Origin of the sequence: Gordonia sp. OPL2, assembly GCF_003797825.1 — a bacterium.
Lineage (GTDB): Bacteria > Actinomycetota > Actinomycetes > Mycobacteriales > Mycobacteriaceae > Gordonia.
The window spans coordinates 152,494-169,545 of record NZ_RKME01000007.1 but is presented as its reverse complement, the minus strand read 5'-3'; the positions used below and the strand labels follow the sequence as shown (position 1 = coordinate 169,545).

10 protein-coding genes and 3 pseudogenes are annotated in these 17,052 nt (G+C 62.1%); 7 read left to right on the top strand and 6 right to left on the bottom strand.

The window, feature by feature from the left end; genetic code table 11:
• Nucleotides 1-261: 261 nt before the first annotated feature.
• The gene (locus EEB19_RS10035; RefSeq protein WP_187585704.1) at nucleotides 262-678 is read right to left on the bottom strand and encodes a hypothetical protein; all 417 of its coding nucleotides are present in this window, start codon (nucleotides 676-678) and stop codon (nucleotides 262-264) included.
• Between the two features lie 309 nt (nucleotides 679-987).
• On the opposite strand from EEB19_RS10035, the gene EEB19_RS10030 reads away from it, so the two are divergent.
• Together EEB19_RS10030 and EEB19_RS10025 are read left to right on the top strand one after the other, a co-directional pair.
• On the top strand, nucleotides 988-2,607 hold the full coding sequence (locus EEB19_RS10030) for an ATP-dependent endonuclease (protein WP_187585702.1): 1,620 nt from the start codon (nucleotides 988-990) through the stop codon (nucleotides 2,605-2,607).
• Complete coding sequence (locus EEB19_RS10025) at nucleotides 2,604-4,280, top strand: UvrD-helicase domain-containing protein (RefSeq protein ID WP_187585700.1); 1,677 nt, start codon at nucleotides 2,604-2,606, stop codon at nucleotides 4,278-4,280. The genes EEB19_RS10030 and EEB19_RS10025 overlap by 4 nt, the downstream gene beginning before the upstream one ends.
• Before the next feature lie 279 nt (nucleotides 4,281-4,559).
• Here the strand turns inward: EEB19_RS10025 and EEB19_RS26725 are convergent.
• Nucleotides 4,560-5,027, bottom strand: a pseudogene (locus EEB19_RS26725) (ATP-binding protein); the annotation flags it as partial.
• A 215-nt stretch (nucleotides 5,028-5,242) separates the two neighbouring features.
• On the opposite strand from EEB19_RS26725, the gene EEB19_RS10020 reads away from it, so the two are divergent.
• Both EEB19_RS10020 and EEB19_RS26885 read left to right on the top strand, forming a co-directional pair.
• Nucleotides 5,243-10,132, top strand: a complete 4,890-nt coding sequence (locus tag EEB19_RS10020) for a DEAD/DEAH box helicase (RefSeq protein WP_187585698.1) — start codon at nucleotides 5,243-5,245, stop codon at nucleotides 10,130-10,132.
• Nucleotides 10,133-10,410: 278 nt separating this feature from the next.
• Nucleotides 10,411-10,929 (top strand): annotated as a pseudogene (locus EEB19_RS26885) (Abi family protein); the annotation flags it as partial.
• A 404-nt stretch (nucleotides 10,930-11,333) separates the two neighbouring features.
• Here EEB19_RS26885 and EEB19_RS10010 read toward each other — a convergent pair.
• A complete protein-coding gene (locus EEB19_RS10010; RefSeq protein WP_187585696.1) occupies nucleotides 11,334-11,753 on the bottom strand; it encodes a hypothetical protein in 420 nt (139 codons plus the stop codon).
• A complete protein-coding gene (locus tag EEB19_RS10005) occupies nucleotides 11,719-12,393 on the bottom strand; it encodes a hypothetical protein (protein WP_187585694.1) in 675 nt (224 codons plus the stop codon). Before EEB19_RS10005 ends, EEB19_RS10010 begins: the two co-directional genes overlap by 35 nt.
• A gap of 315 nt (nucleotides 12,394-12,708) precedes the next feature.
• Between EEB19_RS10005 and EEB19_RS10000 the strand changes: the two genes are divergently transcribed.
• The 3 genes and pseudogenes from EEB19_RS10000 to EEB19_RS09990 all read left to right on the top strand — a co-directional run.
• Nucleotides 12,709-13,668: a hypothetical protein gene (locus EEB19_RS10000; protein ID WP_187585692.1), complete on the top strand. Its 960-nt coding sequence runs from the start codon at nucleotides 12,709-12,711 to the stop codon at nucleotides 13,666-13,668.
• Nucleotides 13,656-14,378 carry a hypothetical protein gene (locus EEB19_RS09995; protein WP_187585690.1) on the top strand — a complete coding sequence of 241 codons (723 nt, stop codon included), beginning with the start codon at nucleotides 13,656-13,658 and terminating at the stop codon, nucleotides 14,376-14,378. The genes EEB19_RS10000 and EEB19_RS09995 overlap by 13 nt, the downstream gene beginning before the upstream one ends.
• 400 nt (nucleotides 14,379-14,778) lie before the next feature.
• Nucleotides 14,779-15,508 (top strand): annotated as a pseudogene (locus EEB19_RS09990) (ATP-binding domain-containing protein); the annotation flags it as partial.
• 513 nt (nucleotides 15,509-16,021) lie between these two features.
• Here the strand turns inward: EEB19_RS09990 and EEB19_RS09985 are convergent.
• Nucleotides 16,022-16,438, bottom strand: a complete 417-nt coding sequence (locus EEB19_RS09985) for a DUF6054 family protein (RefSeq protein ID WP_262365555.1) — start codon at nucleotides 16,436-16,438, stop codon at nucleotides 16,022-16,024.
• Nucleotides 16,423-16,806 (bottom strand): hypothetical protein, encoded by a 384-nt coding sequence (locus EEB19_RS26880; RefSeq protein WP_262365554.1) that lies wholly within the window; start codon nucleotides 16,804-16,806, stop codon nucleotides 16,423-16,425. The genes EEB19_RS09985 and EEB19_RS26880 overlap by 16 nt, the downstream gene beginning before the upstream one ends.
• Nucleotides 16,807-17,052: the final 246 nt, after the last annotated feature.

Sequence of the window (17,052 nt, the reverse complement as noted above, 5' to 3'; positions counted from 1 at the left end):
CCTTCCCTTGTTCCCACGCAGAACCGGGTGACCTACACTTCGGACTCTAAAGACGGATCGACAAACGCTGAGGCGGACTCAGATTAGCTTCGTCCAACGACATCCGCCGGTGCCTTCCGGGGAGCCTGGATCGCTCGGGGATGGTGAGTAGGCACTCCTCGTCGCCTGGTTTCATGCGGCGACCGTCGGACAAACTGGCATGCACCGCGAGGTCTCCTCCGGCGCCGGTAGATTTGCTGCGGCACCAGTGGATGCACCGGACTACGTAAGGTATTGGCGGACAACCTGGAGATCCCGCGCATGGTCACGGTCGATCCTCCGCGACCTCAGCAGGAACTCCGACTTCTCGATCACGACGAGCCGCAGTCCGTGCTCGGGGATCAGCATCCGTTTGCGCTCGTCGTAGCGGCGGCGCTGCTCACCGCGACCCATCCCCGAGACGGTATGCCGGCGGTCGAAGAATGGGGACGGTGCCGAGTGTTGCTCCTCCTGGAACTCGACCACGAGCCGAAGGTCCGACCAATACCCGTCCACGGGGAGCATCGTCCCGTGCGAACGTGCGGGTGAGGGATCGCCGCGCAGCCAGTCGAATCTCGCCTGACGAGTCCCGGGAACGCCGAGGATCTCGTCGCAGAGGGTCAGCACGTAGTACTCGTCAGAGTCAGCGCGGCGGGCCATGGTGCGATTCTGACAGGTCGAATCCGAGTCATCGTGGCCGTGACACACCGACCGACGTACTCCACGATCGGCACGGTGTCGGTGGGTTGAATGGAGACGAGCATTCGAAGTTCCCGACGCCGCAGTGGACACGATCGGGTTGGAGCACGAGGAGCCGTCCATGCCCGTGAGTCGACATCGAAACCTGTACGAGCGTCTGCGCGATTCTTGGTCCCGCTTGATCCGGCGAGTTCAATGGTTAAATGAGTTCAGTAGCAGGCACATTCGGAGCAGGACCTTCGCTCCAGAGCATGAGGGGGCGAAGCGGGTATGCGTCTGTCCAAGGTGGCAATCACAAATCACAGCCGGATCCAGGATCTGACTTTCGAGGTTCGCAGGCACGCGGTCATCGTTGGCGCGAACGACGTGGGCAAGTCCTCGATCCTGCGCATGCTGAACCTGCTCCTGGGGACGAGCTCTGCTGGCCTCTACCAGGCGCTCAAACCCGGCGACCTACGCGATCAGGAACAGCGTCTCGTGGTAAACGCTCTATGGTCTGGATTCACGGATGAGGATCGTCGAGTCTTCCCTTCGGAGATCAGCATCGCCAAAGACGAGGTCGGCGAGTACCTCTGGGTCCAGATGGTGATCGAGGTGGACCCAGAGGACGACGAAGCGGTGTCTATCCGCCGCTGGTTCCCGGAGAGCGGTCATGAACGAGCACCCAGCCGCGAGCAGCTGGAGGCGTTCGGCTGGCGCTATCTGAAGGCGACCCGCGGCGCGTCGATGATGGAGGGCGCGTACAGCCCGGTCCGGACACTCCTGGCCGCCGCCGATCTCGGTGCAAACGAGGACGGTTTGAAGGCCATCCTCGGCAAGTTCAACGAGGAACTCGGGGGCAACGAGTCGGTCGGGGAATTGCTCGGCCGCGTCGCGAGTCATCTCAGCCGTTCGATGCCGCGGAACGTCACTAAGGATGACTTCTCGGTCCGGAGCGTGACCGATCCGTCCAGCGACGTCCTCCAGGACGTGACGATCTTCCTCAACCGCGGCGACAGCCAGGTCCCGCTTTCGGAGCAGTCTGACGGGGTCCGCCAGCTCATGTCTATGACGCTCTTCGACCTGGCCGAGGGAACGGCGAACGTCCTCGCTATCGACGAGCCGGAGATCCATCTGCACCCGACCAGCCAGCGGACTGCAGCAGAACTCCTGAGCGGCGAAGGGAATCAGAAGATCATTGTCACCCATTCGCCGTACATCCTCCATCGTTTCGAACCCTCGGAGGTCATAGCGGTCGACCGCCACGGTAAGTGCCGCCAGATCGGAGATGCCAAGCTATCGAAGGTCGAGAAGGTGCGCGCTCACTGGTGGTCACCGCGACTTCTGGAGGCCCTGACTGCGCGCTTCGTCGTCCTCGTCGAGGGCGACGCTGACCGGGTGATCGTCGAGGCTGTGGCACAGAAGCTGGGCATCGATCTCGACCGGCTCGGCGCTGTGGTTGTCGAACTGGACGGAGCGGACAAGTTCAGCAACGTCTTCCCGCTCCTCGGCCCCGACGGCTTTGGACCGACCCTGCTCGGACTGGTGGACGAGCGGGAGAGCGGAAAGTGGGTCAACGCCTTCAAAGGCAAGCGGAACACTGTCGTAGACAAGAAGGTCTTTATCTCCGACATTGACCTTGAAGACGAGTACACCCGCGCCCTCGGCGGTCCGGTTGCGGCAAAGGCCCTCATCGATGGAAAGCTCTGCACGGAACAGGGACTGCTGCAATCGACGGGCGTTGAGTCGATCGAGAAGCTCGGTCCGGAGGCGGTAGCGAAGTTCTGTAGAAGCAAGGGCAAAGTCGAGGCGGCGACATGCATCGCTGAAGTACTGCTGCCCGATGCGGCGGAGAAGATCGGCAGCGTGTCGCGTCTCGTGCGCACGCTTGACGAGCTGAGCAAGCAGTGAGCGAGTTCTCGCTCAGCGATGAGCAGCGCACTGCAGCGGCCTCCACGAAGGCGCACCTCCTGATCATCGCGCCACCCGGATGCGGCAAGACCGAGGTTCTGGCGCACCGCGTCGCTCATCAGATCGGTTTCCTCGAGCAGAACCAGCGCGTACTCGCTTTGACCTTTACCAAGCGTGCTCGGTCTAACCTCGAGGAGCGTCTCCGCTCCGTGCTGGGCCACGCACGGGCGCGTCGACAAATCGTCGTCCGCAACCTCCACGGCTTCGCGACGCAGGTGGTCCTCGCCCATGGCAGCACCATCGGCCTCGAGATGAAAGAACTGGAGCTGCCTAAGACCAGCACCATGCGGCGGGCGATGGAGACTGCGGGTGGCGGACCCGCCATGTACGACGCGGAGCAGATCCTGAGCGAGATCAAGCGAGGACCGCTCTCGGACGCCGAGGTGTTGGCTGCTATCCAGCAGCGAGATCCCGCGCCGGAGGTCGTGCTCGCGGAGAAGGTGGAGCGGTCGCGACAGGAGTCGAACCAGCTGCACTACGACGATCTCCTCCGGCACGCACAGCGCCTGCTCCGCATTCCCGCCGTCGCGCGGCTCTACCAGGCGCATTTCGGCGCGGTACTCGTCGACGAGTTCCAAGATCTCTCGATGCAACAGCTCGATCTCGCCCTGCTGAGCTGTACGTCCAGGCGGACGTTCGCCGGGGATCCGCTCCAGGGAATCTACTCGTGGGCAGGGGCCGCGGCTGACGAGGTCGAGGCGGAAATCAAAACGACCTGCGGCGAGCCAATCAGGCTGCACGAGTCCTACCGCTCCTCGCCGAAGGTGCTAGAGACGGTCAACTCCGTGAGCAAACTGGTCGATCCGGACTCTTACCTGGTGTCCGCGCGGCCAGAGCGTTGGCCGGGCAGGGGCTGCTCCGCCGCCCTTGTGCTCCAGGACCGCGCGGCCGAGGCGGAATTGCTGAGACGTCTTGCGGGGTCGATCCTGGACCGGATGCCTGAAGCATCCATCGGGATCATCGCTCGTGCGGGATGGCGCAGGGAAAGCATCGACGCGGCGTTCGTGGAGGAGAAGTCCTTCCCAGTCCGCCGTTGGGACCTCGCGATCGACGACCCTGGGATCGTCGCCCTTATCCAGTCGACTGTCGCGACCCTGGCACATGGAGCGAGCATCATGGACGCGCGGCAGGCGGTCCTCGACGCCGTCGATCCCGCCGACGTCGACGCCCGCGAACTGGTCGACAACGCGTTCGACGCTCTGGAGCGGCAGCGCGACGCAGTCACGGCGAAGGCGGCTGTGAAGTCGATCAGGGCGTCCGACCACAAACAGACGATCGGCCCCGGCGTCCACCTGCTCAACGCGCACACCGGCAAAGGCCAGCAATTCGACTGGGTGTTCGTCATCGGCCTGGAGGAAGGGCACCTGCCGGGCAAGCGGAACAGCCGGGGTGACGCTCTGGCCGAGGAGCAGCGCGTCCTATTGGTCATGCTCTCCAGGGCTCGTCACGGATTGGTCGTCACGCGAACACGGATGGCGGACGGAACGTACGAGCCATACCCGGCCACACAGAGCCGATGGTGGCCCAGGATTCGAGCACAGTACTCCTTGGCAGAGGAGATCGAAGCACATCTGGAAGCGGACCTTCCGGCCTTGCCGACGAGTCCGCCGTAGTCGACGACATACCCGATCCCTTCGACGGATGGCTTCCAAGAGTTGGGTATCGGATCGACTGCAGTTTTGGAACGGCGTCATCCGCAGCGCCATGTGCTCGGGCCTCAAGTCGGGGTGAATCCCCTGTGACAGCCGCAATCGCCGCAGTGGTTAACGCCTGCGGAGCCGCACCTGACACTGTCGACAGTCACGTAATCCCCAGGGGTGTCTATCAGGCAATTCCCCATGTTCGGGTGTGCCAGGTTCAGCGTAGCGGTGACGAGTAAGGGCTCCTGATACCTATGGCCACGAGACGGGTAGAGGCCGGCGCATCGAGCTGCCGGGATTGCGGTGGTTTTCTGATCGGGGGGTGTGGTGGTTTCGCAATCGGTAGGAATCGCCGTCAATTATGAGTACCGCTGAGCGGTAAAGCAGCCGGTCGAGCATGGCTGCGGCCACATTGGTGTCGCCGAGAACCTCTCCCATTCAGAGACCTGCGGTGGGTGTTGTTCACGACCAAGATCTTCAAATACCGTTGCGCCACAACCCGAAACAGGGCGGACGCTGCCTCGGCGGGCGACGGTAGATAACGAAGCTCGTCGAGGACCAGTAACGGTGGTCCGGCGTAGAAACCGCATGCACGTGGCCCATCGACCCTCGACCACCGATCGCCGCTTTGTGGCAGCGGGCCGCCAGTCCACCGCGGTCGTGACAAACGTGCCGTGACCCGACATGCAGCGCCGCCCGAGTCAGACCGACCGCAAAGTTGAGACTGCCCCGTGCCCAGCGGGCCATGAGGTCGGACTCGATACGGTCTAGCTTCACCTCGGATGCGAGGCATGAGCCATGGCCTTGCGCATTGCGATGGTTGTTCACCCCCCGGTTGCTCGGTCGATCGGCAAGGATCGGAGCGCCGGACGGAGTGCGTCTCAACGGGCAGGGCAAGATGAGTTCGTCATCGCCGAGCCGAGGGAGCCGCAACTGTGGGGTCGATCCACGAAGTCATTGACGCATTCAGGCAAGCGCCGTCGAACTCGGAGCGCGGGACGAAGTTCGAGAAGCTGATGGTCCGCTACTTCGAACTGGACCCGATGCTCGCACAGCGCTACGAGTCTGTGTGCCGATGGATCGACTGGGACGGCCGCGACGGCAAGCCTGACACGGGAATCGACCTCGTCGCCCGCGACCGCGCGACGGGCGAAATGACGGCAATCCAGTGCAAATTCTATGAGCCTGCACACCAACTATCCAAGGGAGACATCGACAGCTACTTCACCGCCCTCGGCAAGGCCCCGTTCACTCGCGGGATCATCATTTCCACCACCGACCGATGGGGCAAGAACGCCGAAGACGCGTTGGACGACCAGTCCAAACCTGTGCAGCGCATCGGACTCGATGTGTTGGCCGAGTCTCCGATTGACTGGCAGATCGAGTGGGCAGACGACACCTTCACTGTCGGTGTGGAACAGCTCACCCGGCACAAGCCGAAAGACCATCAGCAGCGCGCGATCGACAAGGTCTTCGTTGGCTTTGCCGCCGGCAATGATCGCGGCAAACTGATCATGGCCTGCGGCACCGGCAAGACGTTCACGGCACTCCAGATCGCCGAGCGCACCGCCACCGAAAACGGTGGACGCGCACGAATCGTCTTCTGCGTGCCCTCGATCTCGCTGCTGTCCCAGACATTGCGGGAGTGGACCGCGCAAGCCTCGATGCCGGTGCGCGCGTTCGCAGTCTGCTCCGACCAGAAGGTCTCCCGAGCTGCCGAGGACTCTCGCGCCTACGACGTGGCTATCCCAGTCACCACCGACTCGAAGAAGCTGACCGCTTCTCTCACGAGTGCCGACGACTGTGATGGCCTGACGGTTGTGTTCACCACCTACCAGTCCCTACCAGTCGTCTCCGACGCCCAAGCCAACGGTCTGCCCGACTTTGATCTGGTGCTCTGCGACGAGGCGCACCGCACCACCGGTGTCACCCTCACCGGGGCGGATGAGTCGAACTTCGTCAAAGTTCACGACCCCGATTTCCTCAAATCGGCCCGACGCCTGTACCTCACGGCCACCCCACGCATCTACGACCAGAAGCTCAAGGACAAGGCCGAAGAGCACTCAGCCGAAGTCGCGTCCATGGACAACGAGGAACTGTTCGGACCCGAGTTTCACCACCTCGGGTTCGGCGAGGCCGTCGAGAAGGGGCTGCTCACCGACTACAAGGTCCTGGTGCTGACCGTCGACCAGTCGCTGGTCGCGGGCCCAATGCAGGAACAGCTCGCCGGACCCGACAACGAACTGAGCCTCGACGACGCCACCCGCATCGTCGGCTGCTGGAACGGGCTGGCCAAACGCGCCGGAGCTGCCATCGACGGCTCCACCTTCTCGCCCGGTGAGAACCCGATGCGTCGTGCCGTGGCGTTCGCCCGAGACATCGCATCGTCGAAGTCGGTTGCCGGCATGTTCCCCGCAGTGGTCGACGCCTACCGCGACACCCTCGACGACGAGGACGGTGACGACCCCGCCACCAACAACACCGACCTCTACTGCACAGTCGAGCACGTCGACGGCACCTACAACGCGCTGGAACGCACCTCGCGGATCAACTGGCTCAAAGGTATCAGCGCGCCGCTGTCAGACAGCGAATGCCGCATCCTCACCAACGCGCGCTGCCTGTCCGAGGGTGTCGATGTGCCCGCCCTCGACGCCGTGCTGTTTCTGCACCCCCGGAACTCCATCGTCGATGTCGTCCAAGCGGTAGGCCGAGTCATGCGTCTGTCCGAAGGCAAGGACTACGGCTACATCATCCTTCCGGTGGCCGTGCCGGCTGAGATGAGCCCATCAGAAGCGTTGCAGGACAACAAGAGATTCAAAGTCGTCTGGGAAGTCCTCAACGCGCTCCGATCCCACGACGAGCGATTCGACGCCCACGTCAACGCCATCAACCTCAACACCGCCGACGTCAAGAAGCTCGGCACCGGCACCGATTCGCTGATGGGCGGTCACATCGGACCCGCTGCCACCGACGAGACCGAAACGATCGGACCCGCCGACGACGGTCAGTCCGCTACTACCGATGCCGACTTCACCTCCCAACTGGCACTGTTCTCGTTGTCGCAGTGGCGACAGGCGATCTTCGCCCGCATCGTCGACAAGGTCGGCACCCGCACCTACTGGGAAGACTGGGCCCACGACGTCGCCGACATCTCGGCTGCCCAAATAACACGCATCAAAGCAATTCTCGCCCAGGGCGATCCGACAATCGAAGCCGAGTTCGGCAAGTTCGTCGACGGGCTGCGCGACAACCTCAACGACAGCATCAGCACCGATGACGCGATCAGCATGCTCTCCCAGCACCTGATCACCAAACCCGTTTTCGACGCGCTGTTCAGCGAACACGACTTCGCCTCCCACAATCCTGTGTCTATCGTCATGCAACGCATGATCGACACCCTCGGTGATAGCGGGCTCGAATCCGAAACCGCCAGCCTGGACACCTTCTACGACTCCGTGCGCTTGCGCGCCTCCCAGGTCACCAGCGCCGAAGGCAAGCAACGCATCATCGCCGACCTCTACGAACGCTTCTTCAAGATCGGTTTCGCCAAACAGGCCACCCAACTCGGCATCGTCTACACCCCGGTCCAGGTCGTCGACTGGATCCTGCACGCCGCCGACACCGTCTCCCGCGAGCACTTCGGCAAAGGGCTGACCGACGACAACGTGCACATCCTCGACCCCTTCACCGGCACCGGCACCTTCCTCACCAGGCTCATGCAGACCGGTTTGGTTACCCCCCATGATCTGGCGCGCAAATACACCCAGGAACTACACGCCAACGAGATCATGCTGCTCGCCTACTACGTCGCCGCGGTCAACATCGAAGCCACCTACCACGCCCTCGTAGGCAAGGCCGACACCGCCGACTACCAGCCGTTCCCCGGCATCGTCCTCGCCGACACCTTTCAGATCAGCGAAGCCGATGACACCATGGACGCCGAGATGTTCCCGGCCAACAACGACCGCATCACCCGACAGCTCGGCACCAAGATCAACGTCATCATCGGCAACCCGCCCTACTCCGTCGGCCAGGACAGTGCCAACGACAACAACGCCAACATCAAGTACCCCACCCTCGACGGTCACATCAAGACCACCTACGCCGCCCGATCGACGGCGAGAAACAAGAACAGCCTCTACGACTCCTACTACCGCGCCTTTCGCTGGGCCACGGACCGTATCGGTGACCAGGGCATCGTCGCCTTTGTCTCCAATGGAGGCTGGATTGACGGAAACACACCAGACGGGGTCCGCTTAACGTTCGCTGCCGAGTACAGCGCGATTTACGTCTACAACCTACGTGGAAACATGAAGGCTCCCGACTGGAAGGCCGAAGGCGGCCAGATTTTCGGTGCCGGGTCACAGACAACGATCGCGATATTCATTGGGGTCAAAGACCCGAGCCACACCGGTCCCGCCACCATCCACTACCGCGATGTCGGCGACTACCTTACCCGCGACGACAAACTCCGCATCCTCGACACCGACCCGCTACCGGTCATCGACTGGGTCACTATCACCCCCAACGCTGCAGGCGACTGGATCAACCACCGCGACGCCACCTTCAGCACCTACCCCGCCATCGGGGACAAGAAGGCGACGCCAGATGACACCACGGTGTTCCGCGCGTTCTCCGCAGGGCTGCAAACCAACCGTGATGCTTGGGTGTACAACTACAGTCGCACCGCACTCGAAGAATCCGTTCAGCGGCTCATCACCAACTACAACGCGACACTCAGCGACATCCAGAACTACTGCACCGAACGGGCCATCACCAAGCCAACAGAGGCGACCGTCACCGACTTCCTCAAGACCTCGCCAGCGGCGTCGGATCCAACACGGATCAAATGGGCGCGCAGCCTCCGCGCCCATGCCGCACGAGGTCGAGTAATTGAGCGATCAGGATGGTTCACGACTGGCACGTACCGTCCGTTCGATCGACAGCATGTCTACTTCGATAGATACCTCAACCACGAACGATCGCAACTCCCAACCATGTTCCCGACACCACATCACGCGAACATCGGGATCGTCTTGACGGCGCCAGCATCGCACTTCGAGTTCACGCCGTTTGCTACCAAGTGTCTGCCGTACCTTCACACTCTGGATACGGGACAATTCTTCCCGCGCTACACCTACCGCAAACCCGGCGCTGCCGATGGAGCACTGGATTTCTCGACAGGTGAGGACGAGGTGGATGACTGGGGCTACCAACGTGTCGACAACATCAGCGACGAGATCGAGTCGTTGTACAGGTCGAAGCTCGGCGATGCCGTAAGCAAGGACGACATCTTCTGCTTCGTGTACGGGCTCCTGCATTCGCCCACCTACCGCGCCACCTATGCCGCGGACCTGAAGAAGATGCTGCCCCGCGTCCCGACACCGGAGTCTCGCGCCGAGTTCGACACTTTCGCCAACGCCGGCCGGCAACTGCTGTTTGTGCACGCCGACTATGAAGAGGCCGACCCGTTCCCACTGGAAGTTTCGGTGAAGAAGGGCCACGACGCGGATGATCCCGACACCTGGCGCGTCCAGAAGATGAAGTGGCGCAACAAGAGTGATCACTCCACAATCGTCTACAACCCGTACGTGACCATCAGCGGTATCCCGGAAGAGGCCGAACGCTACCTGCTCGGCTCACGAACTGCCCTCGGCTGGATCATCGAGCGATACCAAGTCAAGACCGACAAGGACTCGAAGATCGTCAACGACCCCAACGACTGGTGCGACGAGCACGACGACCCGACCTACATCGTCGACCTCATACGCAAGGTCACCACTGTCGCCGTCGAGACGATGAAGATCGTCGACGCGTTGCCTTGAAGCCACCAATGTCTGCACGACGTCCAGGGCCAAGGGCAAGCATGGCTGTTGCAGCTGCCGCGGCGTGGAATAGCCGGCCCCTACGGTCCGCAGCCGGATTGGCAACTGTCGGACGGCGGTGCTACGTTGGTGGCAATCGACCCCCTCCCAAGCCTCTCAGCGATGCTCAAATGGGAGGGGCCTTTCTTTCCGAGGTAGGCAGTGAAGCCGTCGTTGTCGTGGGACGAGCAGGTCAGCCTGCTTGTCAGCCGCGGACTCGACATCGATGATGAGCGTGAATGCGCCGAGTTCCTGTCTGTCCACAACTACTACCGGTTCTCGGGCTACATGCGGTACTTCCAGATCGCGCCGCATCATGGCGACGACAACTTCGTCCCTGCACCACGCTCAACCAGATCCGGGCGCTCTACGATGGCGACCAAGTTCTGCGCTCAGCACTCACCGAGCAGCTCACAACCGCCGAACTTCTCCTGCGCACCCACACGGCACACGTCATCGCCAACGACCATGGGCCATGCGGGCACTACTTGCGGGCCGAGTTCTACTCGGATGCCAATAGCTCCGAACCGACGGTCGAGTCCTGCCTGCGAGACATCGAGCGAAGCCGGGAACGCCATATCCTGCGGTATGTCGTCCCCGGCGATCGAGTGCCCGACTTCGGCGAACTACCCGTGTGGTCGGCCGTCGAGGCCTGGTCGTTCGGGACGCTATCGAAGTGCATCGAACGAGGCGCGCAGGGCTCCCTGGCAGACGCGGTAGCAACCAGCCTCGGCGTCGCCAGAAAAGGTTTCGCGTACCGCGTCCGGGCGTTGGTCTACATGCGCAACCGCTGCGCCCATCACAGCCGAATCTGGAACCACTCGATCATCGATGCCGGGCCCACCCCCAATAATGTCCGAGTCAAGGCCAAGCGTATCGCTGGGCAGTTCGAGCCCAGATCAGTACTCGACGTCATCGCCTCACTCGATGACATCGTCGATCGCGGCAAGGCCGGATTGCACATCCTTCCGAAGCTCGTGGAAGCCCCACAGGCAACACGCCGATTTTTGGAAAGGCCTGTCGCACCCACAGAACCCGCAGGACCATCGTCTATAACCAACTACTCCAGTGAGGGATCACCTGCGGTCTTGGAGTGCCTGTTGCATCAGAGGTTGGATCGGATTATTTCGGAGAGTTCGCGTCGTGGTTTCCGAATGCCGAATCAGATGTCTCGCAGGATGTTCCTGGTGGAGATGCGCCAGAACGCCGCCCCACGGTGGTCGATGACACGACGCACGGCGAGCATGTGCCGCCCGAGGATCAGCGCTTTGGCTTCCTTGGTGAGATTCGCACGGTGGTAGCACAACACCCGGGCGCCACTGTCGCGGATCGCATCTGCTTCGTGGGCCACACGCGGGATTTTGAAGTTCTGCGTGAGCGCGATCCATCCGTAGCCGGCACTGTCTTTGATCCAGTCGACATCGTCGATGTTCTGGGCGCGGTCTGCGCCGTACGCGTCGGCAAGAGTCACATAGTCGATGTCGAAGTGATTGAGGGCTCGACCGATGCCTTCGGGCACACATCTGTCGAGCAGGACGGTGGGGCGGTTACGCGAACCGCGAGATCCAGAGGCGGCGCTCATTGATCGCATTCACCTCCTCCGTGCTAATGCCGTAGTCGCCCGCGATGTCGCGCGTAGGTTCACCGGCCTCCAGAGATCCGAGTACGGCGAAGGCTGCGACACGAGAGCTGGGGAGTGATGGTCTACCGGCATTGAACCGCGGGTCCATCACCAACGACACATCGTCGGTCAAGGGTATTCGGAAGGCGGTGGGGTCATCGTCATTGTCAAGGTCGACCCGCGAAAGGTAGTCGGCGATGATCTCCTCGATGGGCTGCTGTCCATCCTCGACACGGAACAAATATCCACGGTCGCGGCGGTATAGATCGATGCCGTCAGTGAACAACACTGGGCGTGCAAGAACGTAGGGATCGTCGAACTCGGACTGCAGGCCCTCGGCCACCCTGCGGAGCTTTTGCATCGGTACTCCCGACCGCCGCAACGTACGAAGCGACCAGGTCTCTACGACACCCACGAGTGGAAGTGTCGGCCATCCACTGCGGATGGCCTCGACGCTGTGGACGATCGGCTTACTCTTCACTCCTGCCCGCGTCCATGATCGAACGGTGCCTGTCGGCATTTCGGCCAGTGTCGCCGCCTCGGCAGGAGTGCAGATCGCCGACGTGAAGCGGATGTCGCGAACCGCGGTCACCGGCATCATCGATCTCCTTCCGCATAGCCGCGAGCGTGCATCCCGTAGCGACGACGTTAGCCGGTGACTCTATCGGCCGGGTGCAGGAACTGGGACGACATCAGATCGGTGATGTTTCACCTTTCGTGCGTACGCCCGCCAGCTTGCAGCAGTGTGGGGGATGCTCGATCTGGGTTCTCGGGTCCCAGCGACGACCTGATGTTGTGTTGGCTGATCCAGGGTGCACCCCACATGGCATGGGGGCCGAACGGATGAACCACAGGGGGAATGAGCCAGAATGTTGGACTCGGCTGCGAGAATTGTGGTCAGGACCTACGGCTCACGATGAAGAAGGAGTACGCCACCCTTATGGCGTACTCAACTCTCGCCCTCCACCTGCTCGTATCGGCCCCAGGAGATGTACCACCCGCCGACCTGGCGATCGTCCGTAAGACGATCAGCCAGTGGAACCTATCTCTCGGCCGCATAGTCGGACTCACTGTACTTCCGGTTTCCTGGACCGAGCACGCAGCGGCCGAGTTCGGCGAACGGCCGCAAGCCATCCTCAACAACCAGATCGTCGAAGAATCCGATCTGGCCATCGCTCTGTTCTTCGATCGACTCGGCACTCCGACCGGTGAGGCGAAGTCGGGGACGGCAGAGGAGATAGACGTTCTCGTCAAGGCCGGTAAGTCGGTCGCTGTCCTCGTGAGCAACGCCCCACGACCTCCCCTGAGCGGGGGCGCACTTGACGAGCGTCGCAGACTCGACGATTACCTGAAGGAGCTACGCACGTCGGCATTGCTCTTCGAGTACTCCCACGAGGGCGATCTTATGGGTCACATCAACAACTTCCTGAGTCGGGCAACCGCCCAGTTCCAGCAATCGGTTGAGACGTCGAAGCGCGAGGAATCGGCACCGGACGCATCCGAGGGCGTGTGGCCCAGGGTCGAGGTTAGGGAACTTCCAAAGACCGACAGCAAGGGTCGCGTCAAGATCCAGCGAAAGTGGTCGCTGATACTCCACAATATGTCCAAGGGTCCGGCGTCAGACGTCGATTTCACTTTTGAGGGCGTGCCCGCGGGTGCATTGTTTCAAGTCCATAGAGGTGAGGGGCCGGTCGGAACCATCCCCCCGGACAGGAGACTCGATTCCCATTACTCCTGGCAATGGGCGATCCGGACGCCGTCGAGTGCGTCGTCACCTGGACAGATGCGAGCGGAAATCAGAGGGAGACTAGGGCCACCGTTCGTACCTGATCCCGGGGCAGCCGCAGAAACCGAGGAGGCACCGTGTTCGAGCTGACCACTGACTACCCAAAGGCCGTTGCTAGCTACGACGACGAAGGGTTGGCAGCCGCCATCGAATGGTCTGCGGGCAAGGCCGAGGCAGGGGAAGTGATCTCGGTATGGACGTCATTGAAATCCAACCTCGCCAATAGCGAGGTCCTTGACGGGTTCGTTCGCCGGTACAGCGATGTCACCCACGTGACCGGCCGGGGGTCGTCGTACCTGCACAGCACCGGCCCGGTGCTGATGGCGTGGCCGGATATGGACGGAATCGGTGAACTGCTGCGCTCAGCGCCGCGCATTCGCTCGCTGTGCGTCATCGCCTGGAACGACGACGAGATACGGCCGTGGGTCACCGCGACGCGGCCAGTGATCCTCGGTGATGGGTCTCCATGGCAGACGCTAGATCCACCACTTGATCCTGTCGTGGTTGAGGCGTTGAAAGATATCACCTCGTCGATCAACCATAACAACACGATCAAGGCCGGTTACGAGAAGGACGACGTTGTGGGAACACTGCTGGCGCTCAAAGCGGCTCGCATCCCGATGGACGGCAAGGCCATGCAGGGGTGGGCCCTCGCGCATGGCTGGTCGGGCGGCAACCCGGCACAGCTGGCGACGTACGTCAGCGACATCAATGCGGGCCGGCGCCCGAAGACCAGCAGGCAGTTCAGGTCGGACTACGTTGCATGGCTGCGCGAGAAGGCAGCAGGTGCTGCAGAGTAGGTCGGGCGTAAGGGCTCCGGCGTTGCGCCGGAACAGCTTCCCAATCTCTGCCAGCCCATGAAGTCAACAATCCTCCTGTTGTCAGGCACGTGGATCTGGAAGTGCAGCGGGTTCTAGGCGGTCATGGGCGGCGGGGAGGTTCTGGACCGTGGTGAAACGCCTCACACATCCGCCCGGGAAGTGAGCGCGGCTGAAACGAGTTCACGAAGCTTCGCCGGGGACACCGCCACGGGTAGCGTCCCGACAAGGAGCGATCCTAGAGAATTCGTCGCAGCTCCCGAAATACCATGAGGTCAGGCTACGTTTCCGCAACCTGACCTCATGTGCCACTTTGAGCCGAACTGCTCGGGACGCAGGCCGAGAGACCGGAAGAACAAGAACGCAATCAGGAACAGGAGACTTCTGGGAGCGCGGGTTAACGACAGATGCTCGATCTGGCGGAGCGGCTTGATCCGGGTCACCGATTAGACGCCATCGTCGTCGACGAAGCGCAGGATTTCGCCGACGAGTGGTGGAAGCGGCTGCTCACCTGCCTACGAGATCCGGAGACCAGCGGCATCTACGTCTTCAGTGACGAGTCACAACGAGTCTTCGACCGGCAGGGCTCGCCACCTGTAGCGCTGGTCCCGTTGGTGCTCGATCACAACCTGCGCAACACGCGGCAGATCGCCACTGCGTTCAGTCCGCTTGTCGGACAGGGCATGCAGCTGAAAGGCGGAGAGGGTCCCGAAGTGCGGTTCGTCGCCTGCGCCCCGACGGAGGCACAGGATGCGGCGGATGACCAGATCGACGTCCTCCTCGAGGAGGGATGGCGGCCCGAGGACATCGCACTCCTGACGACGGGGAGCCGTCATCCCGAGCAGGTCGAGCGTCAGGCCGAGGGCAACAGGTCCTACTGGGACACCTTCTGGGATGTTGATCAGGTGTTCTACGGTCACGTCCTCGGTTTCAAAGGACTCGAGCGACGTGTCGTTGTGCTCGCGCTCAATGAGTCCAAGCCTCGTGAACGGTCGAGAGAGCGCTTGTACGTGGGGCTTTCGCGAGCGCGAGATCAGCTCGTCGTGTGTGGCGATCGTGACTTTGTTCGAGAGGTCGGGGGACCGGATGTGGCGAGGCGGTTGGGAGTCTGAATCGGCGCGTTCGGTCGCTGAGCCTACTCGTTATCCAACGATTGCATGGCCGCGACCTCGCCACAGGAGCTGGATCCGGAACCTCTCGGTCATCTCGGGGGAACCGAGTGGCCGATCGTGGATCATCTGGTCGAACAGTAGGTCGGGCGTGATGTGACCACCGATTTCCACCCCGAGAAGCCCTCGCCTCGAAGCGACCCACTGACAGTCGTCGTCAACAGGCGGTGGCTGCGAGCGTCCCTCACCAACGATCGGCATCCAGCTGAAGATCAACCCCGCGCCGTGACGGTGAGGAGCGAGTCCAGGCGGAGCCGACCGTCTGCTGCTGACACCCTCGACGCAGTCGCGGCCGACGGATCGTTCTGTGGTGTCATCGCCGTGAATCGACTGTCCTCGGGTTCACTGTTCAATCTCGTGCCAGACGACTAACGCTCGGGATGCACCACGAGGCGGAAGCTACACGAGCAGTGGCACCTAGGTTCAACCGACGCTTTTGTTTGCCCAGGTTGCGGCTCAGGCGGACTGGCGTTCGACGATTGTGTTCACGAGCCCGATGAACTGCGTCAGGAACGCGTCTTCGCCGTAGGAGTTGACCTTCCAGAAGATCGCCTGGCTACCGCCGGACGTGATGGCGGCGAGGCCAAGATCTCGTTCGCGTCCCACCACTGTCACTGTGAGACTCAGGCGGTTGGCGCCGACCATGCTGTAGCGCTCGAAGACCATTGTCGAACAACGAACGTCACCGACGTTGAGGTCGCTCGAGTCCTCGAAGCTCGCCGACGAACTACCGGAGACGACGCCTCGGTGGATTGCGCGTACGACTTCGTCGAAGTCGCCGGTGAATGTGCGCTCGTGTTTAACCATGTGCTCTGTCTCCGGGTCGGCGTGGTGCTGTGTCGGCAGGTTGCAAGCGGTCAGGGTGAGGGCCACGCCGGCGATTGGGGCAGAGTGGGAAATCCTTCATCGCCGAACAGCTTCGGGATCAACAGTGCGACATCACCATCAGGTGCAATAGGATTCTGGCCGCGGTATGCCGGGATCTGATCGAGCATGCCTGTTCCCCATATCGTGCAGGGTTGCTCGCTGACGGGCGGTTCGGGCGTGCGGGTTGCGGCCCATGGCACTGCGTCGAACTTCCACGGATAGAACACGTCGAACTGCGGTGCACGCGTGCCTGTTCCCGGTGCGGCTTCGCGTTGAACGTTCGCACGCGGATCTACCGCTTGTGGAGGGAGTTTGGCGGTGAAGCTGAATTCGTAGGCACTGAGATAGTCGCTCTCTGGTTCCGAAGTGTCCACCTCAGCTCTACCGCTGCCCAGGTAGCATCCGCGTGCAGACACCTCTGTGTGCGAAGCCCGAATCTCCGCGATATGCGCGTACATGGTGCCGAAGAGAGCGGGAAACGTACCCTCAGGCCCTTTCGGTGGGTAGAGACAACCTATCCTGTTCTCGACGCTTGGCTGTGGAGCGGCGTTGAGAGCGCCGGGGTAGGTGGCCTTCCTCCCATACACAGATAGCTGACAGGACTCCAGATAAGCCCGTGC

Bases quoted from the DNA above. Each gene is read 5' to 3' on its own strand.
- EEB19_RS10035 (WP_187585704.1), bottom strand. From the start codon at position 678: ATGGCCCGCCGCGCTGACTCTGACGAGTACTACGTGCTGACCCTCTGC.
- EEB19_RS10030 (WP_187585702.1), top strand. From the start codon at position 988: ATGCGTCTGTCCAAGGTGGCAATCACAAATCACAGCCGGATCCAGGAT.
- EEB19_RS10010 (WP_187585696.1), bottom strand. From the start codon at position 11,753: ATGAGCGCCGCCTCTGGATCTCGCGGTTCGCGTAACCGCCCCACCGTC.
- EEB19_RS10005 (WP_187585694.1), bottom strand. From the start codon at position 12,393: ATGATGCCGGTGACCGCGGTTCGCGACATCCGCTTCACGTCGGCGATC.
- EEB19_RS10000 (WP_187585692.1), top strand. From the start codon at position 12,709: ATGAAGAAGGAGTACGCCACCCTTATGGCGTACTCAACTCTCGCCCTC.